The following is a 23,855-nucleotide window of genomic DNA, read 5'->3' as shown; positions in this document are numbered from 1 at the left end:
TACTCCGATCGTGTGGGCTTAGCCGGCGTACGCCGCAGCCGCGGCATCCTCGAGTTTCTGTTGCGTGCCCATAACATCAGACGGGTTCTGCAGGAACTCAATCATGATCTGCCAGAAGCCCTGGCCCGCCGTGCCACCAAACGCGCTTGGCGTGAGGTCGGACATGTCGAAGCGGAACGTCTCGGCACCGGTCAGCGCCTCGGCAATCTGACGGCTGGTGTCGTCCGGGTACAGCGCGGTGTCGACGTTGTTGTTCGGCGACGTGAGTCCACCCTCTGGCACCCAAACCTCGGCCGCCGCGGGCGAGGCAAGGAACTGCATGAGTGCGTCGGTGGCGGCATCGTCGGTGAAGGACACAGCGACGTCGCCACCACCGACCACGGACGGAGCTGAGTCGTTTACGGCGGGGAAGTCGTAGAACAGGGCGTTCTCTCCGACCGTTGACGTGCCGTCATCGGCAATGTTGCCGGCCACGAAGTCACCCTCGTAGACGGTCGCCGCCTTCGGGTCGGCCCCAAACACCTCGGTGACCGACTCGGGGAAGGTGCGCTGCGCCGCACCCGCCTCAACCAGCGCGTCGTCACCCCACAGGGTGGCGAGAACATCGAGGGCCTCGGTGACCGATGGGTCGGTCCACGGAATCTCGTGGTTGGTCAGCTGGTCGTACAGGTCACCGCCGGCCGTGCGCAGATAGACGTTCTCGAACCAGTCGGTGAGCGGCCAGCCCACGTCGGCGCCAATGGAGATTCCGGCATAGCCGGAGTCGGCGACAATCTGCAGCTGCGCGAGGAAATCGTCCCAGCCTTCCGGAACGGCGGCCCCGGCCTGATCGTAGAGATCGGCGTTGTACCACATGGTCGATTTGTTCGAGGCCTTGAACCAGACACCATACTGGGTGCCGTCTGAGCTTCCGAGGTCGACCCAGCTCTGCGAGTAGTTCTCGGCGACGGCCGCGATGACTTCCGCGGAGAGCGGCTGGAGGTTTCCGTTGGCCGCGAGCTGGTTCATCAAGGCCGGCTGGGCGAGCATGGCGACGTTGGGCGGGCTTCCCCCCTCGATCTGGGTACCAAGGGTCGTGGCGGCGTTGTCGCCAAAGCTGGAGTAGTTCACGGCCGCACCCGACTCTGCGGTAAAGGCGGCCAGTACGGCTTCAAAGTTGGTCTGCTCGGCGCCCGACCAGGCGGCGGAGACTTCGAGTGTCGTTCCGGCGAATTCGCCGTTGCCGCTGGAGTCGTCTGGAGTCGATTCCCCGGAGGTGCAGCCCGCGAGGGCCAACCCTGCTGCTGCCGCAATGGCGACGGGGACAATCAGTCGTTGATGACGCATGAAACGCATGGTCTTCTCCTCATAGAGCTGTCACGAAAGGGTTTTTCGTGCCCAACCTAGGAGGGACCGCATTGCCCGGCAAGGTCACACGGCGCCGGTGGGTGCCAAATCGTTACTCGGCCGGTGAGTTACGCCCGCGCCCGCCGTTCCTGGCGCTGTTTTTTGTGGAGCAGCATCATTTCTGCGAGCCGGCCAGCAGGGCCTGCACGAAGAAGCGCTGGAAGGCGAAGAACACGATGAGTGGCACGATCATCGACAGGAACGCTCCGGCCGACAGTACATCGATGTTCGACCCGAACTGTCGAAGCTGGCTCTGAATCGCCACGGTCAGTGGCTGCGAGCCCGAGTTGGTGAAGATGAGGGCGACGAGCATGTCGTTCCAGGTCCATAGAAACTGGAATATGGCCAGCGAGGCGATGGCCGGTCCACCAAGCGGCAAGATGACCTGTACAAAGATGCGCCAGTCGCTCGCACCGTCGATGCGGGCCGCTTCGAGCAGTTCGGCGGGAATCTGAGTGAAGAAGTTGCGCAACAGAAAAATTGCGAACGGCAGCCCGAATGCCACGTGGAACAGGATCACTCCAAAGATGGAGCCGAAGATGCCCAGCGTGCCAAACATGCGGGCGAGCGGAATGAGCGCGACCTGCAGCGGAACGGCAAGCAGCACGATGACAACGATGAGCAGCCAGTCCCGGCCCGGAAATTTGAGCCACGCGAACGCGTAGCCGGCCAGCGCGCCGAAGATCACGACAAAGACGGTCGTGGGCACGGCGATCAGGATGGTGTTCCAGAACGAACCGGTGATGGTCGGGTTACTCAGCAGGCTCGCGTAGTTCTCGATGGTGAGCTGCGCCGGCGTCGTGAACACCGTCCACCAGCCGCTTGAAGCGCTATCGCCGACCGTGCGCAGACTCGACAGAAACAAGCCGAGAGTCGGGACGAGCCAGAAGATCGCGACGATCACCAGAACGGCATTGACCAGACCTTTGTCGACGAAACCGAGGATGCTGCGGGCAAGCGTTTTCTTGCCTCGCACGTGCGTCGCGGGGCCGCTCACGATTTTCTCTCCTCGCGGAACTTGCGCACGTTGATGATCATCGAGGGCAGCACGAGGATTAGGAGCAGGATGGCCAGGGCGCTGCCGAGGCCCTGGTTGCTGCCGCCGCCAAAGGACACCGTCCACATTTCGACGGCGATGACGTTGGCCGCCGGTTTCGAGGAGCCAGGCGGGATCACATAGACCAGGTCGAAGATCTTCAGCACGTTGATGATGAGGGTCACGAACACGACGATCAGCACCGGTGAGAGCAGTGGCGCCGTGATGCGGGAGAACACCTTCCACTCGTTGGCGCCGTCCATGCGCGCCGCTTCCTGCAGGGAACGGTCGATGGCGCTGAGCCCGGAGGCGATCATGACCATCGCGAAACCAGCCCAGATCCAGATGTAGGAGAGAATGATCACCGCGGTGATCAGACCGGAGCTCAGCCAGGACACCCCCTGGTAGCCCTCGTCGAAGTTCGAGGCCGGCAGGGCGATACGGTAGGCCTCTTTACCGAGGTCGTCGAGAACGTAGCGGCCGGCAGCATCCGTTTTGGTAGTGGAAGCAATCGTGCCGTCAGCGGCGACCGCGTCAATCTTGATGCCGGGGAGCCCGGATTTTCCGTCGTCGATCTGGCCAACGGTGCCGTCACCGCCGACCACGACGTCGAGCCACACCGTGCCCGTGATCTGGTCGGCACCGGCCGACGCCGCGTCCTCGGCCTGCGCGGCACTGGTGGGCACGTCGTCGGCACGCAGGCCAACGAGCGGAAAGTTCTGTTCGGAACCGGCAGTAACGGCCGTTTCGCCGGCGAGTATGCCGCTGTCGTCGATCAGCCCGGAATCACCCCGCGGGGTCGCTCCGGGGTAAGCGGCGTCGCCGCCGCCGAACGCGCTGTTCACGGCCACGGCGGCTGCGTTCACGACGCCGAGGTTCGGGCTCTCCTGGAACATTCCACGAAAGATGACTCCGGCGGCGAGCATGGAGATGGCCATCGGCATGAAGATGATGAGCTTGAACGCCGTCGACCATTTGATCTTCTCGAGCAGCACCGCGAACAGCAGGCCCAGCACGGTGCAGGCAACGGGAGCCACGAGCACCCAGATGACGTTGTTGCGAATGGCCGTGAAGGTCGAGTCGTTGGTGAACATGGTGACGTAGTTGTCCCAGCCGACGAAGGCTCCACCCTCGGCGCTGAAGAACGACCGCACCACCGTGTACAGAATGGGGTACAGAACCAGGCCAGCCAACAGTACAAGCGCGGGCGCCAAAAAGCCGAGGGCGATCAGGAACATGCGTCGACGGCTGGCGCCCATCCGGGGGCGGCGACCCCCGGATGTTGCGTTACGGCGTGCGGTTACTGTCGTAGAGCTCACGGTGCTGGTCCCGGTGCTGATTCGGCGTGCTGGACTTAGTCGACGTACGCGGCGACAGCGGCGTCCTCAAGGGCCTGCTGGGTTCCGGCAACATCGCTCGGGTCCTGTAGGAACTGAATCATGATCTGCCAGAAACCCTGGCCGGGAGTGCCACCGAAGGCGCTCGGGGTGAGGTCGGACATGTCGAAGCGGAAGGTCTCGGCGCCGGTGAGTGCTTCGGCGATCTGACGGCTGGTCTCGTCGGGGTAAAGCGCGGTGTCGACATTGTTGTTCGGCGAGGTGAGGCCACCCTCGGGCACCCAAACCTCGGCCGCTTCGGGCGAGGCGAGAAACTGCATGAGCGCGTCGGTGGCGGCATCATCGGTGAAGGAGACGGCCACGTCGCCGCCTCCGACGACGGCCGGTGCCGAGCCGTTGACGGACGGGAAGTCGAAGAACAGGGCGTTCTCGCCGACGACGGAGCTGCCGTCATCGGTAATGTTGCCGGCCACGAAGTCACCCTCAAACATGGTGGCGGCCTGTGGGTCGGCGCCGAAGACCTCGGTGACTGATTCCGGGAAGGTGCGCTGGGCTGCGCCGGTCTGCACGAGAGCGTCGTTGCCCCACAGGGTCGCGAGGGCATCGAGTGCAACGGTCACTGAGGGGTCAGTCCACGGAATTTCGTGGTTGGTGAGCTGATCGTACAGATCGCCACCGGCGGTCTGCAGGTAGACGTTCTCGAACCAGTCGGTCAGCGGCCAGCCGACATCTGCCCCGATGGAGATGCCGGCGTAGCCGGAGTCGGCCACGAGCTGCAGCTGCACCAGAAAGTCGTCCCAGTCTTCGGGAACGGATGCCCCGGCCGCGTCGTAGAGATCGGCGTTGTACCACATGGTGGATTTGTTCGAGGCTTTGAACCAGACACCGTATTGGGTGCCGTCGCTCGTGCCGAGGTCGACCCAGCTCTGGGAGTAGTTCTCGGCAACCACAGCGCTGGCCTCGTCGGAGAGCGGCTGCAGGTTGCCGTCGGCGGCGAGCTGGTTCATCAGGGCCGGCTGGGCCAGCATGGCAACGTTGGGCGGGCTGCCGCCCTCGATCTGCGTACCGAGCGTGGTTGCGGCGTTGTCGCCGAAGCTCGTGTAGTTCACCGTGGCACCGGATTGTTCCTCGAACGCAGCGAGCACGGCTTCGAAGTTGGTCTGCTCGGCACCCGACCAGGCTGCGGAGACGTCGAGGGTATCACCGGCGAATTCGCCGGAACCCGCGGCATCCGGTGTGGCTGAGGAGCACCCCGCCAGGGTTAGGGCGAGAATTCCCGCGCCGGCCAGTGGCGTGAGCAGGCTGTGGTGCATGGTGGAGCGCATTGCTGATCCTCTTCATCGAGTTAGGGAAAGCGCTCCCGATTTCGTGTTCGGTCAAGTGGCCGGGGTCAGCACTTCCTCTCTCAATCTAGAGTCGCTTGGCATTCACACCAAATTCGCGACGAAGGCTCAGATTTACCTGGGCCAGCGGATGCCCCTTGGCACGAAAAAAGGGGCGCCGTCTCCTTTTGGAAACGACGCCCTTTGCGCGCTGATCAGCCCGAAGGCCGGTCGGCTGCGCCTCAATCAGAGCCCTGTGGGGCGCTGCGCAGTTGGTGTAAACCTACTTGAGGGTAACGGTTGCGCCGGCCTCTTCGAGGGAAGCCTTGGCCTTCTCGGCAGCGTCCTTGGCAACGCCCTCGAGGACGGCCTTCGGCGCGCCATCGACAACGGCCTTGGCCTCGCCGAGGCCCAGGCTGGTGAGCTCGCGCACAACCTTGATGACCTGGATCTTCTTGTCGCCAACGGCGTCAAGGATGACGTCGAACGCGGTCTGCTCTTCGACCTCTTCAGCAGCAGCGGCGGGGCCAGCGGCTCCGGCAGCGGCGACGGGAGCGGCTGCGGTGACCTCGAAGGTCTCCTCGAACGCCTTGACGAACTCGGAGAGTTCGATGAGGGTCAGGCCCTTGAACTGCTCAAGCAGGTCTTCAGTGGAAAGCTTTGCCATGATGTACTCCTATTAGTTTCTTAAAAATTCGTGAACCGCGGTGTAGGCAGGTGCCTAGTTCGCGGACTCCTGCTTCTCACGCAGCGCGTCGATGGTGCGAACAGCCTTCGACAGCGGTGCCTGGAAGAGATAAGCGGCTCCGAACAGCGATGCCTTGAAGGCGCCGGCCAGCTTGGCCAGCAGCACCTCGCGGGACTCGAGGTCGGCAAGCTTGCCGACCTCCGCTGCGGTGAGCGGGTTACCGTCAAAGTAACCGCCCTTTACCACCAGGAGAGGGTTTGCCTTGGTAAAGGCACGCAGGGTCTTCGCGACGGCGACGGGGTCTCCGTGCACGAAGGCGATAGCGGACGGGCCGACAAGTTCCTCGTCGAACGAGGTGATGCCGGCCTTGTTGGCCGCAATCTTGGTGAGCGTGTTCTTTACCACGGCGTACGTGGCGTCCTCACTGATGGACTTGCGCAGGCTCTTGAGCTGCGCAACAGTGAGACCGCGGTACTCGGTGAGCAGAACGGCGGTCGAGCTCTGGAATTTCTCCGTAAGCTCGGCGACCGTTGCTTCCTTGTTCGCCATGGTGCTCCTCATTAATAATCATGTGCCGGGTAGCCCGGGGCGCAGACATGAAAAAAGCTCCAGCGCAGGGCGCCGGAGCTTGGGGAACAATCCAAAAGACTGTAACTGAACTTCGAACACCTGCGCGGGCCGTTCACGTGAATGAACCTTCGTCTGCACTTTTGTCTTTCGACATAGCGCAGCAACCGGCGGTCTGTGGCTAGGGTTCAGCATAGGCGAGCATTCAGTACTGTGCAAATCGCGAGCGGATAATAAATGGTTGACATTGGTCTACTAGTTACGTATAGTTGACTGTTGTTAACTAATCGCAGGAGTTTCATGAGTCGCGCATCTCGCCGCAGCACAGCGTCCGTTCGCCACACCCCGAACGCCGACGGGTCAATGAGCCATCGCCAGGTTTTAGAGTCCCTCTCCGGCCTGCTGCTGGGTATGTTCGTGTCGATTCTGGCCGGCACGGTGGTCGCCACCTCGCTGCCCCTGATCATCTCCGACCTTGAGGGCGACCAGTCGGCCTACACCTGGGTGGTCACAGCCACCCTGCTGACGACCACTGTCTCGACGCCCATCTGGGGTAAGTTTGCCGACCTATTCAATCGCAAGCTGCTCATTCAGCTCGCCCTGGTGGTCTTCGTGCTCGGCTCGGCCCTGGCCGGATTCGCTCAGAACACCGACACGCTCATCGTGTTCCGCATCATGCAGGGGCTCGGCGGCGGAGGTCTTGCCGCCCTCAGCCAGATCATCATGGCCGACATCATCAGCCCCCGCGGCCGCGGCCGCTACGCCGGCCTGTTCGGCGCGGTCATGGCCCTGGGCACCATTGGCGGGCCGCTGCTCGGCGGCGTCGTAACGGATGCCTTCGGCTGGCGCTGGAACTTCTTCATCGCGCTGCCCGTCGCCGTCATAGCCATCATCCTGCTGCAGGTGACCCTGCACCTGCCCGAACGGGTCAAGCGTGTGGTGAGCATCGACTACCTGGGCATTGTGCTGATCAGTGCCGGCGTGTCACTCCTCTTGATTTGGGTCACCCTGGCCGGCAACTCGTTCGAATGGGCATCGCTGCCGTCATTTGCCATGGTGCTCGGTTCAGCCGTCTTGCTGATCGCAGCCGTGATCGTCGAGTTCAAGGCGAAGGAGCCAATCATCCCGCTCGATCTGTTCAAGAACCGCACTGTCACCCTGGCCGTTATCGCGAGCCTCTCGGTGGGCGTGGCCATGTTCGGCACCTCGGTCTTTCTCAGCCAGTACATGCAACTTGCTCGCGGTGCCACGCCGACCGAGTCTGGCCTGTTGACTATCCCGATGATGGGCGGGCTGCTGATCTCCTCCACCTTCTTCGGCAACCTGATCAGTCGCACCGGCAAGTGGAAGTCCATCATGGTTTCCGGCAGCGTGCTCGTGCTGGCCGGCTCCCTGCTGCTCGGCTCGCTGCGCTACGACACGAGTTTGGTCTTCGTGGGCGTGTTCATGTTCATCCTCGGCGCCGGTGTTGGCATGATCATGCAAAACCTCGTGCTCGTCGTGCAGAACACCGTAGAAATCACCCAACTCGGCGTGGCCACGAGCACTGTCACCTTCTTTCGCAGTCTCGGCGGCACCGTGGGTGTTGCGGTGATGGGTTCCGTGCTCGGCACCGTGGTGGCGCAGTACATCCGTGACGGTACCGGCGCTCTCAGCCCAACTAATCAAGCTGTCGCCGCAGAGACCCTCGGCGATGGCACCATTCCACAGGTGTCGCTGCTGCCGGCGGCCCTGCGCGTTGTCGTCGAGTCGGCCTACGGAATCGGAGTGGGCAACGTGTTCCTGCTCATGGTGCCGCTGGCCGTGATCACCCTCGTGACGATCGCTCTGCTGCCCAACATTCCACTGGGAACCATGACCGGCATTGATCGGGAGCGGAGCGCGGCGGCTGACCAGGCCACTTCACCGGCGACCGGCCGGATCCTGGTTGACGTGAGTACGGCATCCGTTGCCCTGCCGCCGTCAGAGCCCGAATCGGGTGAAGGTAAAATTCGATCATGACCATCATCACCATGGATGCTGCCGTGGCGGCCGTTGAGGAGCAGATAACGGTGCTGGCGGGGAACATCCGCGCGAGCATGCGCGACACTGCCCTGTTCATCGACCCGACCCTGCAACCGTTCGGGCTCAAGCTCATGCGCACGCTCGAGCGTTGCGGTCCGACCCACGCTGGAGCCTTGGCCGAGAATCTGGTGGTCGACAAGAGCATCATCAGCCGCCAGGCCAGAGCGCTGTTTGACCTCGGCTTGATAGCAACCCAGGCCGATGAAGACGACGGTCGGGTCAAGTATTTTGCGCTTACCCCCTTGGCCGTGCAGAAACTCGCGGAGGTGCGCGCCAACAAGTCGACGCGCCTACTCAACCGGCTGCAAAGTTGGCCCGCCGAGGACCTCACCCGGTTCGCCGAGCTACTCGCCCGCCTGAATACTCCCGACTGACCCGCGTCGAACCTGCCCCCTTGCCTTCTTGCGGGGCTAATTCAGGAGATCTGCCGGCCGCCAGCCTCGACACTCACCAGACTGCGCGGCGAGCGGATGCCCCGCTGCTGGATGTCCTGAATTAGCCCCCCGGCCCACCGCGTCTGACCAACGAGTCAGGCCAGGGGAAGGGCTACGCGGAAGGTTGTGCGGCCGGGGCGGCTGTCGACGGTGACCTCGCCGTGGTGAGCGGCGATGACCGCGGCCACGATGGCCAAACCGAGACCGGTGCTTCCGGTACTCCTCGGTGCGCCTGTGGTGTTGGCGGCGCGAAAGCGCGAGCTGTCGCCGCGGGCAAAACGCTCGAACAGGGTGGCCGTGAGCTCCTCGGGGATGCCTTGACCGTCATCCGTCACCGTTATCACCGCGCGTTCGTCGTGCCCGGCGAGCGCGACCAGAACTGTGGTGCCGGCATCCGTGTGCACCCGGGCGTTGGCGAGCAGATTGGCGATGACCTGGCGCAGGCGCGGTTCGTCGCCGGTCGCCTCGATCGGTTCTTCGGGCAGTTCGAGGTTCCAGACGTGATCGGGGCCGGCAGCGTGGGCGTCGCTGACGGCGTCGACGAGCAGCATTGTGAGATCCACCGGCTGCAGGTCGAGTTCGCGGCCCTCATCGAGGCGGGCAAGCAGCAGCAGGTCTTCGACCAGCCCGGTCATGCGCACGGACTCCGACTCGATGCGACCGAGCGCGTGCATGGCGTCGGGCGGTAGTTCCTGGCCGCTGCGGCGGGTGAGTTCGGAATAACCGCGAATGGATGCCAGCGGCGTGCGCAGTTCGTGGCTCGCGTCGGCGACGAACTGGCGCACCTTGCGCTCGCTCGCCTGGCGAGCCTCTAGAGCGAGGTCGACGTGGTCGAGCATGCGGTTGAGGGCTGCGCCGACCCGGCCGACCTCGGTGCGTGGATCGGTATCGCCGGACGGAACCCGATCGTCGAGCGAGACTTCACCGCGGTCGAGCGGCAGCTGCGCGACCCGGATGGCTGTCGCCGTGACCCGCTGCAGCGGGCGCAGGGCCAGCCGCACCACCCAGGCGGCGATGATGGCGACGATCACGAGCCCGACGAGCGAAACAAGACCGACTATCAGGGCCAGTTGGGCGGCCGTGGCAGCAACTCCGGAAAGCGGAAGACCGACCAGATAGAGCGTGCCGGTGCGGGACGTTTCAGCTTGCACCCGGTACTCGCCGAGTTCGCCACCAAGGTGCACAGTGACCGGCGTCGACTGATTAACGTGGTCGGCGAGAAGCTGTACCTGCTCCGACGTGAGCGACTCGATTTCACCGCTCGCGTCGTCGGTGTAGCCGGTCGTGATGCTGGTTCCGTCGTAGACGAGGGCGAGCAGTCCAGGCGGCTGGGCCGGGCCGCTGAGAATGCTGTCGGCCGTCGGCGTGCCGAAGTGGGGGTTGCCCGGCAGGTCGCCGAGACTGTCGCCGTCATTGTCACCGATTCCGTCGCCGAGCGCGGTCCTGGAGCGGTCAGCGGCCGAGGCCAGCTGCAGGTCGAGCCGGTCGACCAGGGAGGCGCGCAGAATGACCACGCTGACGATGCCGATTGTAATGCTCACAAGCGCGAGCAGCCCGACGACGGTGAGCACGAGACTGCGCTGCAGGGTCCAAGGCAAGCGGCGGCTGGGCATCCGCTTTGATCGAAGTTTAAGCATCATGCAGTTTTGAGCATGTACCCGGCGCCACGCACCGTGTGGATCATCGGCTCGCGGCCAGCGTCGACCTTCTTGCGCAGATAGGAGATGTAGATCTCGACCACGCTCGACTTGCCGCCGAAGTCGTAACTCCAGACCCGATCGAGAATCTGGGCCTTGCTGAGCACCCGGCGCGGGTTGCGCATGAGAAAGCGCAGCAGTTCGAACTCGGTCGCGGTCAGCTCGATGGCGTCGCCGTTGCGAAACACCTCGTAGCTGTCTTCGTCGAGGGTGAGGTCGCCGACGGTGATGCGGGGATCGGTCGAGTCGGCCACAGCAAGGGTGGAACGTCGAATGAGGCCGCGCAGCCGGGCGACGACCTCCTCGAGGCTGAAGGGTTTGGTGACGTAGTCGTCGCCGCCGGCGGTAAGGCCTGCGATGCGGTCGTCGAGCGAGTCCTTGGCGGTGAGAAAGAGCACCGGTGTCTCGTAGCCATCGGCGCGCACCCGCTGCAGCACCTGCAGGCCGTCGATATCGGGCAGCATGATGTCGAGCACAATGGCGTCGGGGCGGAATTCGCGGGCGATGGTGAGTGCCTGGCGGCCTTCGCCGGCAGTGCGCACCTCCCAGCCCTCGTAGCGCAGCGCCATCGAGAGCAGATCGGTGAGGGTCGGTTCGTCGTCGACGACGAGTACGCGAATGGCACTGCCATCGGCCTTGGTCAGTCGGGGGCCGTGGCCGGTGTGCGTGCTCTCACGTGCGCTCATAGTAGTAAGTATCGCTACTTTTCTATGAGTCGACTATGCGTTACCCCAGCCCGCACTGTGAGCAAACTTGCCCGGGCGTGCGAATTTTCCGCGTGCTGGGGCAATCCTTAGGTTTCGTCCCAAATTCTGCCGTAAATCCTGAGGTGGAACGGGCAACATCGATCAGACACGAAGTACGCCAGAGGGGGGACACCGGCCATGACCTTGCCAGCCCTGCTCCGCCGCCGCGCAATACCGTCCAGCCCTGCTGCACTCGTAGACCGCGCCCCGGCCGATTCCCACAATCTGACCGACGTCGGTGGAAAGACCTACTTGCTGGTCTACGGACGAGATGCACTGTTCTGCTTCGACGGTTCGAGCCTGGCCGCCGTGCCTCAGGCCCCAGTGGGAATCACGCGCATCGTCGCCGTGGGCACCGACCTATATCTGACGGCCGAGTCCGACCGGTATCCGGGTCTCACGTCGATCCATCGCTATCGCAACGGCCGGTTCACCTTCATCGCCACAACCGAGGCCTCGCAACTGCTCCTGACCAGCTTTTGCGGACGCGCGTACTTTCGCTTACAGTCCGGCCTCTGGTACATCAACGGCCGTGACCTGGTTCCAGTGGTCGGGTCCCCGATCGACATTCTCGCCCTGACGGTATTTGAGCAGGAACTCTATGTCGGTCATCATGATTCCGAGGTGTGCGCCATCTCCAGCTATCGCGGGTCATCGTTTACCCGGCTGGACGGTGTTCCCGCCGACGGGCCGTTCGAGTTCGCCGCCCTCGATGAGGCGCTTTATATTCGTACGCGCCGTCACGTCTACGTCTGGGCACGGTCGACCTTCAGCCTCGCCTCGAGCGGGCGATTCACCGCGCTGGCGGCCTACAACGGGGTGCTCTATGCCAAGGCCTACGGCACGAGCAAGCTCGGGGTACTCGACCGCACCGGCTTCTCTGAGCTCGCAAACACCCCGCCGCTGAGTGGGGAGATCAACATCGCTCGGGGTGGTCTGTACTTTCTCGACCGCACCGGACGACTGCACACGCATCAAACGAATGCCCCGCCACTTCGTGCGTCGATTGGCTGAGCGCGCTCGCGGTTTATTTCAGGATGTTGAGCAGTTCCGGCGCGGGCACGAGCGCGTGGCTGCCGGGCAGGAACAGCCGCTGGCAGCCGTCGAGTTCGACCTGAATCGACGTGTCGAGCCGTGTGCCTGCGTGCTCCGGCCAGAGCACCGCAAACCGGGTCGGGTCGGTGCTGCAATCGGGCGCCTGCGAAGCGGATGCTGCGGCGGCGAGCAGCGCCGCCGCATCCGCTTCAAGGGTGCTCGCGCCAGCAAAGGTGCCGAACTGCAGGTTCATCATTGCGCCGAGAGCGAGGTCATCGATTCCCTCGACGGAGTTGAGCTCGCTGAGGTCGGGGTCTTGCTGCGGATCGACCGTGTAGACGCAGACGCTCGCGCCGTCGACGCCGGCCAAGGACGGGGTCTTGGCCGGCGACGCGGGAATCATCTGCACGTCCTGCCCGATATCTCCGAGATTTAGGTACGTCTGCAGGCCGGTAGTGCCAAAGAGCAGGGACTGTTCGGGTGCGCCGGTGCCCATCGCACAATTGGCGTCGAGCGCCTCTCGCGTGACCTGCAACACGAGCGGAAGCAGGGTCGTGTCGGTCAGCTCGAGCTCGTCGAGAGCGGTATGGGTCGCCGGCTTGGTTTTGCCGCAGGAGGTGCGCGGCCAGGCGGCGCGAAGTGCGTCACCGTCGGTGTTTTCGAGCCAGAGTTCCGGCACCAGCTCCATGTCGGCGGTGCAGGCCTGATTGGGGCCCGCCTGGTCGCTGGGTTCGGCGAGCGCCGACAGCAGCGCGCCGAAGTCGCCCTCGAGGGTCTCGACCTGCACGGCCGACCAGCGGCCCTGCGCGTCGTCGAGGCTGCCAAAGAAGGTGCAGCGATAGGCGGCGACGGGATCGAAGTCGGCCGGAACCCGTCTGGGATCCGGCGCGGCCGGGTGCTCGGCGGTCAGGTCGGTCTGGGTCGGAACACCGTCCTGCTCAACGATTTCGTGATTGAGGTTGGGCGCCTGGCAGTCGACGCCGGCGACGAGTTGCGCAACCGGGGAGTCGGTCGCGGCGGGAAAGCCGGGGAGGCCAGCGCATCCGCTCAGAAAAACGGCGAGCGTGATCGCGACCGCGCCTCGAGCTGTGCGTACGCGATGCGACATGGTGTTCCCCGATTGGTTGCCGTGTACTCACGCTAGCGAACTCAGGTCACTTCGCGATAACAATTCTCAGGGTTTCGACGACGGGGTGAAGCAATCGAGCGGCACCCCGTGGCGGTGGCGCGCCGACCGGGCGCGCGGGCACACAATAGAGGGGTGCCGAATTCAACGCTGTCCCTCTTCGATCTGGACCAGCCGCACCTTGAAGCATCCGTTCTGCTGCCGGCACCGGCACCGCACACACTGCGCATCGTCGCTGACTCGACCGACCGAGTGGCCTGGCTTCGGGCGCGCAACCAGGGAATCACCGCAACGGATGTCGCGAAACTGTCGACTCCGAAATCCATTCTGAACGCGGCGCACGACAAAATGCACGGCACGAGCTTCACCGGCAACAGCTACACCGACCACGGGCGGGCTCGGGAGCCGGTCATCGCTGCCTGGGTGCTGGAGCACTACGGCATCGAGCCGAGCACGAACCTGTTCCGGTCGCTCGGGCACCCGCGGCACCTGGCCACGCCCGACGGCGTCGGCGTGGCGCCCAATGGCGATCTGCACCTGGCCGAGATCAAGACCACCAGCAAGCCGTGGCGCAGCATTCCGCGCAGTTATTTGCGGCAGGTATGGTGGCAGCAATACGTGCTCGGGGCCGACCGCACGCTTCTGGTCTGGGAAGAGCACCGGGGCTTCGTGCCGGTGGCCCCGGTGCCCGAATGTCGCTGGATCGAACGTGACGAAGACCAAATCGCCATACTGGTCGGCCTCGCGAACGCCCTGATCGACAACCTCGACGAGCAGACTCGCCGGTAGCGACCCGGCCGCGCTGGATTTCGCGCTGCACGGGCGTCGGTCCCGCGCAGTTCGTTGTCGACCGACGGATGCTCTTCGCTGAAACTCCCGCACACTGGCGCAGGTCCCGCGCTTTGGCGCATGTCCCGCGGAACGCGACGCAAACCACCGCATCTCCAGCCCGAGCCCGGCTCGACGCCTGGGCTCGGGTACTAACGTGCGCTCCATCGGCGAATATGTGGGCAACGGGGATGAGTGGTCGCAAATCGTCCTTTCGGAGTCGGTTTCGGACGTTTTGCGACCCTTCACCGCCCAAGAGTGAGCGAGCCAGTTCAATGTTTGGAGCGCGCCCGCTCCCGCTCCGTGGGCCCACTTTTCAGGCCCGAAAAGTGATGGGGCGGGCGCGAAGCGGCAGAATGGGGAGCATGGCTACTGAATACGAACTGCCGGAGACCATGCGCGCCCTCATCATCGACGAGACCGGCGCCCCCGAGGTGTTGCACCTGGTCGATCGGCCGCTGCCCCGACAGATTTCCGACGAGGTGCTCATCAAGGTCGTCGCCGCCGGTCTCAACCCGATCGACGCCAAGACCCGTGCGGGCAAGGGCGTCGCGGCCGCGATCGAGAGCTATCCGACCATCCTCGGCAACGACTTCAGCGGAATCGTCGTGCGCGCGGCGTTCGACGCCTCGCCGCTGCAGCCCGGTGACGCCGTCTACGGCATGGGTCGGGTGCCGCGCACCGGCGGCAGCTTCGCCGAGTTTGTCTCGGTCTCGAGCATGAGCGTCACGCACAAACCGGCCCGGCTCAGCCACGCCGAAGCGGCCGCCGTTCCGATCGCGGCGTTGACCGCCTGGGGCATGGTCAAACTCGCCGGGGCAGCTTCCGGGCAGCGGATGCTCGTGCACGCTGGCAGCGGCGGCGTCGGTCACTTCGCGGTACAGTTTGCCCGGGTGTTGGGAGCGCACGTGACCGCGACGGCGTCGACTCGCAACCTCGACTTTCTGCGCGAGCTCGGCGCACACGAGGTCATCGACTACAGCACAACCCGCTTCGAGGAAGTGGCCCACGATCTCGACTCGGTCATCGACCTCATCGGCAACGTGCACGACAACACCGGCACCCGCTCGCTCACGGCCCTGCGCCCCGGCGGCCTGCTCGTGAACGCACCGACCGGCAGCTGGCCGACCATGGCAGCGGATGCCACAGCCGCCGGCCGCCGCGCGACCGGTTTCAAGGTGTCCCCCGACGCGCGCGCGCTGGACGAGATCTCGGCCCTACTCTCCAGCGGAACCGTGCGTGTGCACGTCGATTCCGTGTTCGAACTCGCCGAGGGCGCCGCCGCGCACCGGCTGCTCGAACAGGGTCACACCCGCGGCAAGATCGTGCTGCGCGTCTCGTAACCCGAGGGCCTGGTCGTCGGCATCCGCTGCCCCTTTGCGGGTTTTTCTGCGGTCGAGCATGTCGCCGGCCACCATGAAGCAGGCATAGGCGAACAGGGCCACGGTCACCACGGGGAAGATCCAGGCCCGGTTTGCTTCGGTGATCACATTGTTGACGTAGCCGACGAAGGGTACCGCGTACCAGAGCCGACCATGAATTTGCTCGGCCAGCACGGGGTCGTCGTCGGGCAGACTGTTGTTGTCACCCTGCACGATGAAGGAACGTGATCCTTCTGAGTTCGAAATGATCGAGAGGATGCGATGCGTCACGACCTTGGCGTCGCCGGACTCCATTTGATAGGTAACGACGTCTCCAATCTGCAGCGCGTTGGCGTCGACCGGGCGCACGATCACGACAGTACCGGGCGAAAGTCCCGGCTCCATCGAGCTGGTCAGCACGGTCAGCGGGGTCGCACCGGTCGACTTGGGAATGACAACGAGCGCCAGGCCGAGCCCGACGACGAGCAGGAGCACGGCAGCGCTGAGCGCGGTCCGCAGAAAACGCCAGAGGCTGGGAGCGGGCGAATCGGTCGGCGCGATACTTTCGTCAGCGAGCTGCGTCACGGTTCACGCCGGTCACGGCGCCGCCGGGTGACCAGAAGCACGCCAACACCGAGCAGCAGTCCGCCCCCGATGATGGCTGGAACGGGCAGGTCAACCCCGGTGCGGGGCAGAGCATCCGACGGTTGGGACTCTGACGGCCCGGCGATGGCCGGAATGAGCACGCCATCGTCGTTACAAGCCGATGCCGCGAAGGGTCCGGCCTCGACATCGCGCAGCGCAACGAGAACGCCGAGTTCTGCACGCGCGTTTTGAGCGGTCAGTCCGGTCACATTCATCATCTCGATCGTGAACGCGACCTGCAAGGTGGCACCGGCCGCGAGCGGCTGCTCGGGCGCGAGCACGGCGCAGCCCGCTTTGGCCAGCTGCGGAACGGTCGTCACCGTCTGCGCCGCGGCGTCTTCGACGGTCAGGATGAGGTATTCCCGAAGGTCAGAGACCGTTCGATCAGCGGATGCTCCGCCCGGCTCCCGCAGGCTCACCCGCACGTTCGCGGGCCGGTCGCTCGGGTTCTGAATCCACAGGCTCGATTGCATCGAACCATCCGGAATCAGCAGGCCGTACGATCCGAACAGTCCGACGGGCAGGCTGCTGGCAAAATGTTCGCCATCGCTGCTGACCAAGACGTCGGGAGCGGACTCGGCGCCCGGCGCCGCCAGGGCCAGGGCGGCGGTCCCACTCACGGTCAGCAGGAACACGGCGCCCACGGTCGCTGCGATCCGGGCACGGATCAGGAATCCGGTCATGAAGTCACCTCGTCGAGGGTGAATAGCTGGTTTTCCTGGATGGGTACCGTGGTGTCGCACGTCTTCAAGGTGAGCGCGTTGCCTGACTCAAGGCACTTCGTGTCGTCCTTCACGCTGCGAATCTGAAAGGTGGCACTGCCCAAGCTGATCGGGGCGAGCGTGAAGCGTTGCTTGGCTTTGTCTGCTGGGCCACTCTGCGTGCTGAGCGACAGGGGAGACGTGCCTTCCGCAGTCCACACCAGGTTCTCGTCAGCGGCGACGATTTCATACTCGGAACCGTTTCTGTCCGCAACGAAGCTGAACCGTGAGGTTGAGGCGGTCGAGCACTCCTTCGTCGCCAACACTCGTCCCTTTTGTTGCGGGGCGGCCGCATCGACACAGGTCCCGGCGGCGGTGACGACGTGGTACCACAAGCCAGGGGCCGGTGGCTGCTTGTTCGTAGACACGGCGAGCTCGTTCGAGGCGGCCAAGTGATTGTCGTTCGCATCGACGGCGTAAATCAGGTAGGTGTAGCGCGTGTTCGCCGTCAGGCCGGTGTCGGTGAAGGTTGTGGCGCTTTGTGCGTTTGCAACCCGCGTGCCGTTTCGCCAGACCTCGTAGCGCGTCACGGTTCGGTCTTGGGCAGCGGCCCAGGTCAAGGAGATGGAGCTGTGCGTCTTCCTGACCGCCGCCAGATCGCGTGGCGCGGTGTTGGTGACAGATTGCGCGGCGGTGACGAGCGAGATGGGTGACGTCCAGTTGCCCGTTCGCGCTTGCAATTCCAGTTGCGCCGTTACGGAGGTGCTGGCCATGGTGCCGGCGGTGGTGTTGGCGATCGACGTCTGCACGCAGTAGCGCACCGAAGCCCTCGCCGCCAGGTCGCCGCTCAGGGTGAGTCCCGTCGCCAAGGGGGTGCTCGCTGTTCCGGTCGGGGGCGCCGTGGGGCAGCTGCCGGTTGCGGCGATCGACCAGGCGCGAACGCTGACTTCCTCGGCAAACGCGGTCGCGGAGACCGAACCGAGTTTCAGGTCGTAGGCGGCAGGCACGGTGCCGTTGGTCAGGGTGATCGGCTTCGTGGTCGTGGGCAGGAGGGACGTGTAGTCGGTCGCGAGCGCGGCGAACCCGTCCTGGCTGATGGTCACGGCGCCCGAGACAGCGGATGCTGTGGGGTTGACCGCCGCGGCGGTCCAGACCGCCTGCGCCACTCCGGTACCGGCGAGGGTCAGAAAGAGAACGCTCGCGATCGCCACGGCGGCTCGAGCAGCGGGCCAACGTGCCGGGCAGGCAGACCGGGTGCGCAGCCGCAGAGAACGATGACGGTTCGACGTCATGGCTTAGTCCTGCCGTCCGTCAATCAGGAGTCCAAAGCTCGTCGCGGTCTGGGATTGGCTGCCGCTCGGGGCATCCGCTGACAGCCTCACTGAGACGCACAGAATCGCGCTGGATCCGGGCGCCAGGGTCGTACCGAGCTCGTCAGTCGGCGCGTCAGCGAAGGTGCCGGCAATGGTGGGCGTGAGGTTCGACGTACACTCTTGTACCGTCGAAACGGCGCTCACCCCGAAGATCAGGACCTCCGAAAATAGCGTCGAAACGGTCGGTCGGGTCAGGCCGGCGAGACGGAGCGCGAGCGGCACCGTGCCGTCATTGAGCACGGTGACCGTGCCGACCTTGCTCGCTCCGGGATACAGCGGGGTATTCGACATCTCGAGGTCTGACGTGATGCTGAGCTCGGCGGATCCGGCCTGAATCGTGACTGCGGGGCCGGCCGAAGCGCTCGAGTTCAACAGGGCATAGGTTCCGCCCACGGCGGCAGTGGCCAGCAGGGTCGCACCGAGAATCGCCGCACTCGCGAACAGAAACGTTTTCAAGAGATCACCGGCTTTCGCAAATCAAAAGTGGATGCTGCCTGCTGGTCGTTTCCGGGTGCCCACCGTTGGTGGGCACCCGGGCACCGATCGGTTAGATCTGGGTGAGGTTGACCGCCACGTCCTTGAGGGTGACCGAACCGAGCATCATGGTGTTCTCAGCGCCCAGCGCGCCGTTCGGGAAGGTGATCGTGACCTCGACGGTGACGTCTTCCTCGACGATTCCCGCTCCGGGTGTGATCGTGTAATCCGTCGGGCCGGTGGTCACTGAACGCTCAATCTGGGAGAAGTTATCCTTGATGCCGCCATCGGGCGTCACTGTCAAAACTGCGGTCCCGATGAGGTAGGCGGCCAGTGCGTCGTCGGCTTTGTAACCCGGCGTGGTGGCGCTGATGGAGCCCGCATCGAGCGTCAGCTCGGCGACGAGGTTGTCACCCTCGGCCAGGACGTGCATTTTCTTGGTATAGACCAGCACATCGCCGGGCGAGGCCGCGAATGTTTCGAGGTTCAGGACTACATCGTTCTGGTCCGTCCAAACACCGGCAACTTCAACGCCGTCGATGGCGCTGGGAGAAACAACCAGGTTGCCGGCTTCGATCGTGCCGCCGGCCACCTCGGCCGAGGAGTTCCACAGCGCAAAAGTCGTGCCGCCGCCGAGCAGGAGGGTGAGACCGGCGGCGCCGGCAATCGCGCCTTTGGTGAGCTTGTTCATGTTGAGGCCCTTCGGGTACTGGTCTGAAAACTTCGGGTGGTCGCAGGCCAGCGAGCGGCAGGCGTGGAGCAACGGCAAGAAGCCCGCTACGTGATCGCCGCGGGGTAAGCGCGACGGTGATGCGGCCGGTCGTCCACAACCCTGGGTATTGGGCCATGAATTTGCTACAGTCCGATGGTGTTTTCTGGGGCTGCAGCTCCATCCGCGATTCACACACTAGATGGGACAGACAAATTTGTCTGTCCTGCTCCAACCCCCAGAATGGGGAATTGAGTTTTTGGGCAAATGGCGACGATTTGGTCTGTACGCACAAAGATTTACGCCGTTTAGCTCTATTTTCCGCAGATATACCGACGTTTCAACGTCTGGCTCCGTTGGTCGAACCTCGGCCGACGCTGGCGCGACGAACCGTTCTACCTCCGAATTGGTCTCATCCGCGGCAGGGTACACACTGGAGTTCTCACGAGGAGAGCCCATGACTTCACTTCCCCTTACCCCGGCAGAATCCAACGAGCACGCCGGTCCCTCGGTCGTCTGGTTTCGCGACGACCTGCGCGTCGGCGACCACCCGGCGCTGCACGCAGCCCTCGCCCGACACCGGCCGATCGTGGCCGTGTATGTGTTCGACGACGAGTCCCCCGGAGTGCGCCCGCTCGGCGGCGCCGCCCGTTGGTGGCTCCACCAGAGTCTCAGATCGCTCGGTGCAACGCTCGAGGCGCTCGGCGGCCGGCTGATTCTGCGCCGCGGCCCGGCCGCACCGATCATCGCCGAAATCGTCCGTGAAACGGATGCCGCGGCCGTCTTCTGGAATCGCCGGTACGGCTCTGCAGAACGCACGATCGATACCGCGATCAAGGCCGAGCTGCGCGCCGACGGCGTTGATGCTCACAGCTTCGCGGGTTCGCTCCTGTTCGAACCGTGGACCATCCAAACCGGTCAAGGCGGCTCCTACTCGGTGTTCACGCCGTTCTGGCGTGCCTGCCAGGCCGGTCCGCCGCCGCGCGCGCCCTACCCCTCCCCCGATACCGTCTCCGGGTGGTCGGGCAACCTCGCCACCGACAGCCTCGACGATTGGGGCCTCGAGCCCAGCGCACCCGATTGGGCCGACGGGCTCCGCGCGGCGTGGCAGCCCGGCGAGGCATCCGCTCAGCAAACGCTTGGGCGCTTTCTGGCCGAATCACTCCCCCGCTATGGGGCCGAACGTGACGAACCGGCCCAGAACGCGACGTCGCGTCTGTCGCCGTTCCTGCGGTGGGGGGAGATCAGCCCGCATCAGATCTGGGCTGCCACCCAGGAGGCGCAACGCTCACTCTCCGGCCCGGCGCTCACGAGTGCGACCCGGTTTCTCACCGAGGTCGGCTGGCGCGAGTTCGCATACCACGTACTGTTTCACGCTCCCGATCTGGCGACGAAGAACCTGCGCCCCGCCTTCGACGCCTTTCCTTGGCCGTCGCTCGACCACGACGCCCTGACTGCGTGGCAACAGGGTCGCACCGGCTTCGCCTTGGTCGATGCCGGCATGCGCGAGCTCTGGCGAACCGGAAGTATGCACAACCGCGTGCGCATGGTTACCGCATCATTCTTGATCAAGAACATGCTGGTCGACTGGCGGGTGGGCGAGCGCTGGTTCTGGGATACCCTCGTCGATGCCGACGCCGCCAGCAACCCATTCGGCTGGCAATGGGTAGCCGGCTCCGGGGCGGATGCTGCGCCCTACTTTCGCATCTTCAATCCTGATCTGCAGGCGGCCAAGTTCGACCCACACCAGCAGTACATCCGCGCCAACGTGCCCGAATACGGCACGGATTCCTACCCCGCGCCCCTGGTAGACCTCGGCGAAACCCGCCGAGCAGCCCTCGCCGCCTACGACAAGGTGAAGGCCCAGTCTGCAAGCTAAGCGGCAAGAACGGACGCGATTCGTCTGGACCCCTTGGACGGTTTCTTCTCGGGCTTCTGTTCCGGTTTCTGTTCGGACGACCCGACGTACCACAGGCTCAGCACACACATAATGAGGGAGCCGAAGGCCAGCGGGTTCTGCAGGTAGACCACGAGATACCCGAAGCGGGGCACGAAGGCGGTAACTCCGCCGATGACATCGGCGGCCGGCACCGTGAAGGGGTCGATCGTGTCGTTCGCATCGCCCTTGGTGGTCAGGGTGCCATCGTCGTTGATGGCCACGAGTCGGTGGGTGGTGCGATCGTCGGCGCGTCGAAAGGTGATGACCTGGCCAACCGCGTACTGGTCGGCCTCAACGATCACGACGCTGGCCGGCAAAATGGTGGGCGACATCGACCCGGTGCGTACGACGTAGGCCCGGTAGGGCAGGGCGCCCGTGGCCACGAGGGCCACCGGTGTGAGCACGGCGGCCAGCACGAGCAGCAGAATCACGGTGCCTTTGAATCGCTTCACGGTGCGCCTTTCAAGCTCGAAATGGAATGGAAAGTGGCCCGGACGTCGCTACCCGACAGCGACATCCGAGCCACTTGCTCAAGCCTTAGAGGCCCGGTTCCTGTCCAACCTGAGTTGCAACGATCTGGTACGGCAGGCCGCTTTCGGTTGCCACTGCATCCGGGTTCGCCGGAGTCGGGAGGGGATAGGAATTCCAGACGCCACCGCCAGCCTCAGACTGGCCCGTCATCAATACTCCGTTGTAATTGAAGCGGAAGGATACGGTACCCATCGCCGAGGGTGCCAGGTTCGACTGAAGCAGGATCTTTTCCGGAACGGGCCAGCACCCGGCCGGGTCGAATATCCCGCTACAACCTGGAGGAGACTGAAGGTCGCCGTCGTCGTTGAGGTTCGCTGAATCGAACACTGCATTGTTATTCGCCGCTACGTGGAATTCACCATAATTACCGAGGTCATTCAACGCATGCAGAGCCTCGGCATCATTGAAGACGACCCAGACATCCTGCGCGTTCAGCCCGGTGTTTTTGTAACGCTCGGACACCGTCTGGGATTCACCGGGGAGCAGATTGGTGAAGTGCAGGTTAAGGCTGTCAACGCCATCGACCTGGATCGAGCCGATGGTGCCGTCGATGCGGCCCTGCTCGGTGTCGCTGAAGTACGCACCGGTCGGGCCCAATGCCGCGAGGGCCATGGTCAGCGCTACGGCGACGCCTCCGGCCCCAATGATGGTTTTCTTGCGGTTTAACAGAAGTTTCACGTCAGTCTCATCTCAAATAGTCAGTTTTGGAGTGGATAATGACGTATTTTCACTATCCCCACCCAGAACGATAGGGTGGAGCAATGCTCACGTATGCCCCCCATTGGGTGTTTCCCTCCCCCAATCTGGGGGCTGGACCGCTTGCTGACTGCGGCATCGAAACCGACCAGTGCACAAGATAGCGTTTTTTTAGCCTCGTTCGTCGACTTTCACGCCAGGATCAGCCCCAGCCGAATCGAGCGTTTTTCCGCCCAATTGATCCGCTCTGCGGCGCTTGCGCACACTGGCTACAACGCCGACCAGGATCATGTAGCCCGCGTAGGCGAACAGCAATGAAGCGGCCACCGGAATTAGCCAGGCCCGGTTAGAACCATTGACCGCACTATTGACGTAGCCGATCAGCGGAACGGAGTACCAAAGCCGGCCCTGCACCTGCGCTTCAAGCACGGCATCCGCGTCGGCCGCCCCGTTGTTGTCACCCTTTGTGACGAACGTGCGACCACCCGCCGAGGTATTGATGGCGATAATGCGGTGGGTGATGACGCCGCGTTTTCCGGTCTCCATTTGGTAGGTGATGACATCACCCAGCACCAGGGCATCCACTTCAACCGGCCGAACGATGATGAGCGTGCCGGGCGGAAAGCCCGGCTCCATCGAGCTGGTGAGCACGGTCAGTGGGATCGATCCGGTGACCTTTGGGATCACAATCAGCACCACAGCGGTTGCGATCACGAGTAGCAACACGGCCAGGCTTAGTGCAAACCTGATCTGACGCCACAGACCAGCAGCCTTCCTGGCCGACTCGGGCAGCGGATGCCGATCGACCGGGAGAGTCGCGCTCAAAGCTTTACTCCTCACGCGACTCTCCTTTCTGGGCACGGGGGCAATTACAGCGTCTGCGAAAGGATCACCGCAAGGCCGGACAGGTAGACCGACCCGGTCTTCGCATCGTCGTCATCGGCGGCGTTTTCTGGGAATGCGATTGTGACGGTAACGAGAAGCTCATGCTCGCCAGCAACCAGGTCGAACCCGGTGCGACCAACGCCGACACTGGCGCCAACCCCGCCACCGTCAACCACCTCAACAGTGGTCGCCTTAGCCTCGATCCACCGGTCCGCCTTGAGTGTGCGGAGTCGGTGAAATCTGAGTGGGAGTTTGGTTGCGGGCGTGGCGAGGGT

At 64.1% G+C, this 23,855-nt stretch carries 23 protein-coding genes and 1 pseudogene; 6 read left to right on the top strand and 18 right to left on the bottom strand.

The window, feature by feature from the left end:
* Positions 1–18 precede the first annotated feature (18 nt).
* The 6 genes from CXY73_RS06420 to rplJ form a co-directional block, all read right to left on the bottom strand.
* Positions 19–1,335 (bottom strand): ABC transporter substrate-binding protein, encoded by a 1,317-nt coding sequence (locus CXY73_RS06420; protein WP_104177190.1) that lies wholly within the window; start codon positions 1,333–1,335, stop codon positions 19–21.
* 166 nt (positions 1,336–1,501) lie between these two features.
* Positions 1,502–2,383: a carbohydrate ABC transporter permease gene (locus tag CXY73_RS06415; protein WP_233198176.1), complete on the bottom strand. Its 882-nt coding sequence runs from the start codon at positions 2,381–2,383 to the stop codon at positions 1,502–1,504.
* The gene (locus CXY73_RS06410; RefSeq protein ID WP_233198175.1) at positions 2,380–3,741 is read right to left on the bottom strand and encodes an ABC transporter permease subunit; all 1,362 of its coding nucleotides are present in this window, start codon (positions 3,739–3,741) and stop codon (positions 2,380–2,382) included. Before CXY73_RS06410 ends, CXY73_RS06415 begins: the two co-directional genes overlap by 4 nt.
* A gap of 35 nt (positions 3,742–3,776) precedes the next feature.
* Positions 3,777–5,084 carry an ABC transporter substrate-binding protein gene (locus tag CXY73_RS06405; RefSeq protein WP_104137747.1) on the bottom strand — a complete coding sequence of 436 codons (1,308 nt, stop codon included), beginning with the start codon at positions 5,082–5,084 and terminating at the stop codon, positions 3,777–3,779.
* Between the two features lie 280 nt (positions 5,085–5,364).
* On the bottom strand, positions 5,365–5,748 hold the full coding sequence (gene rplL / locus CXY73_RS06400; RefSeq protein WP_092340409.1) for a 50S ribosomal protein L7/L12: 384 nt from the start codon (positions 5,746–5,748) through the stop codon (positions 5,365–5,367).
* Between the two features lie 54 nt (positions 5,749–5,802).
* Complete coding sequence (gene rplJ, locus CXY73_RS06395) at positions 5,803–6,318, bottom strand: 50S ribosomal protein L10 (protein WP_104177188.1); 516 nt, start codon at positions 6,316–6,318, stop codon at positions 5,803–5,805.
* A gap of 381 nt (positions 6,319–6,699) precedes the next feature.
* On the opposite strand from rplJ, the gene CXY73_RS06390 reads away from it, so the two are divergent.
* The gene (locus tag CXY73_RS06390) at positions 6,700–8,337 is read left to right on the top strand and encodes an MFS transporter (protein WP_104177201.1); all 1,638 of its coding nucleotides are present in this window, start codon (positions 6,700–6,702) and stop codon (positions 8,335–8,337) included.
* On the top strand, positions 8,334–8,774 hold the full coding sequence (locus CXY73_RS06385; protein ID WP_104137752.1) for a MarR family winged helix-turn-helix transcriptional regulator: 441 nt from the start codon (positions 8,334–8,336) through the stop codon (positions 8,772–8,774). Before CXY73_RS06390 ends, CXY73_RS06385 begins: the two co-directional genes overlap by 4 nt.
* 155 nt (positions 8,775–8,929) lie before the next feature.
* On the opposite strand, the gene CXY73_RS06380 is transcribed toward CXY73_RS06385, so the two are convergent.
* Entirely contained in the window at positions 8,930–10,447 is a 1,518-nt protein-coding gene (locus CXY73_RS06380) for a HAMP domain-containing sensor histidine kinase (RefSeq protein ID WP_199185300.1), read from the bottom strand.
* A 23-nt stretch (positions 10,448–10,470) separates the two neighbouring features.
* Positions 10,471–11,217, bottom strand: coding sequence for a response regulator transcription factor (locus tag CXY73_RS06375; RefSeq protein WP_104137758.1), 747 nt, complete (start codon positions 11,215–11,217; stop codon positions 10,471–10,473).
* Between the two features lie 198 nt (positions 11,218–11,415).
* Here CXY73_RS06375 and CXY73_RS06370 point away from each other — a divergent pair, with 198 nt between their 5' ends.
* Positions 11,416–12,291, top strand: coding sequence for a hypothetical protein (locus CXY73_RS06370; protein WP_104177186.1), 876 nt, complete (start codon positions 11,416–11,418; stop codon positions 12,289–12,291).
* Positions 12,292–12,304: 13 nt separating this feature from the next.
* On the opposite strand, the gene CXY73_RS06365 is transcribed toward CXY73_RS06370, so the two are convergent.
* Positions 12,305–13,420, bottom strand: a complete 1,116-nt coding sequence (locus CXY73_RS06365; RefSeq protein ID WP_104177185.1) for a hypothetical protein — start codon at positions 13,418–13,420, stop codon at positions 12,305–12,307.
* Positions 13,421–13,633: 213 nt separating this feature from the next.
* On the opposite strand from CXY73_RS06365, the gene CXY73_RS06360 reads away from it, so the two are divergent.
* Together CXY73_RS06360 and CXY73_RS06355 are read left to right on the top strand one after the other, a co-directional pair.
* Positions 13,634–14,227, top strand: a complete 594-nt coding sequence (locus tag CXY73_RS06360; protein WP_369831219.1) for a YqaJ viral recombinase family protein — start codon at positions 13,634–13,636, stop codon at positions 14,225–14,227.
* A gap of 404 nt (positions 14,228–14,631) precedes the next feature.
* Positions 14,632–15,609, top strand: a complete 978-nt coding sequence (locus CXY73_RS06355; RefSeq protein WP_233198174.1) for an NADP-dependent oxidoreductase — start codon at positions 14,632–14,634, stop codon at positions 15,607–15,609.
* Between the two features lie 111 nt (positions 15,610–15,720).
* On the opposite strand, the pseudogene CXY73_RS22635 reads toward CXY73_RS06355, so the two are convergent.
* The 5 genes and pseudogenes from CXY73_RS22635 to CXY73_RS06330 all read right to left on the bottom strand — a co-directional run.
* Positions 15,721–16,122 (bottom strand): annotated as a pseudogene (locus CXY73_RS22635) (signal peptidase I); the annotation flags it as partial.
* An 86-nt stretch (positions 16,123–16,208) separates the two neighbouring features.
* Complete coding sequence (locus tag CXY73_RS06345; RefSeq protein ID WP_104137770.1) at positions 16,209–16,955, bottom strand: LPXTG cell wall anchor domain-containing protein; 747 nt, start codon at positions 16,953–16,955, stop codon at positions 16,209–16,211.
* Positions 16,952–18,265, bottom strand: a complete 1,314-nt coding sequence (locus tag CXY73_RS06340; RefSeq protein WP_146071657.1) for a fibronectin type III domain-containing protein — start codon at positions 18,263–18,265, stop codon at positions 16,952–16,954. The genes CXY73_RS06345 and CXY73_RS06340 overlap by 4 nt, the downstream gene beginning before the upstream one ends.
* Before the next feature lie 3 nt (positions 18,266–18,268).
* A complete protein-coding gene (locus tag CXY73_RS06335; protein ID WP_104177183.1) occupies positions 18,269–18,802 on the bottom strand; it encodes a hypothetical protein in 534 nt (177 codons plus the stop codon).
* Positions 18,803–18,893: 91 nt separating this feature from the next.
* Entirely contained in the window at positions 18,894–19,511 is a 618-nt protein-coding gene (locus CXY73_RS06330; protein WP_146071656.1) for an alternate-type signal peptide domain-containing protein, read from the bottom strand.
* Between the two features lie 475 nt (positions 19,512–19,986).
* Here CXY73_RS06330 and CXY73_RS06325 point away from each other — a divergent pair, with 475 nt between their 5' ends.
* On the top strand, positions 19,987–21,408 hold the full coding sequence (locus tag CXY73_RS06325) for a deoxyribodipyrimidine photo-lyase (RefSeq protein WP_104137782.1): 1,422 nt from the start codon (positions 19,987–19,989) through the stop codon (positions 21,406–21,408).
* Here CXY73_RS06325 and CXY73_RS06320 read toward each other — a convergent pair.
* The 4 genes from CXY73_RS06320 to CXY73_RS21885 form a co-directional block, all read right to left on the bottom strand.
* Positions 21,405–21,920, bottom strand: a complete 516-nt coding sequence (locus CXY73_RS06320) for a signal peptidase I (RefSeq protein WP_104137786.1) — start codon at positions 21,918–21,920, stop codon at positions 21,405–21,407. The two genes, CXY73_RS06325 and CXY73_RS06320, sit on opposite strands and share 4 nt — an antisense overlap.
* An 85-nt stretch (positions 21,921–22,005) precedes the next feature.
* The gene (locus tag CXY73_RS06315; RefSeq protein ID WP_104137789.1) at positions 22,006–22,677 is read right to left on the bottom strand and encodes a hypothetical protein; all 672 of its coding nucleotides are present in this window, start codon (positions 22,675–22,677) and stop codon (positions 22,006–22,008) included.
* A gap of 189 nt (positions 22,678–22,866) precedes the next feature.
* Positions 22,867–23,520, bottom strand: a complete 654-nt coding sequence (locus tag CXY73_RS06310) for a signal peptidase I (protein WP_104177181.1) — start codon at positions 23,518–23,520, stop codon at positions 22,867–22,869.
* Between the two features lie 44 nt (positions 23,521–23,564).
* Positions 23,565–23,855, bottom strand: a 291-nt coding sequence (locus CXY73_RS21885; protein ID WP_158254046.1) for a hypothetical protein, incomplete at its 5' end; no start/stop codon positions are given.

Source organism: Cryobacterium sp. Y50 (genome assembly GCF_002929805.1).
GTDB lineage: Bacteria > Actinomycetota > Actinomycetes > Actinomycetales > Microbacteriaceae > Cryobacterium.
Note: the sequence above shows the minus strand (reverse complement) of the source record. Positions and strands in the feature narration are given on the sequence as shown.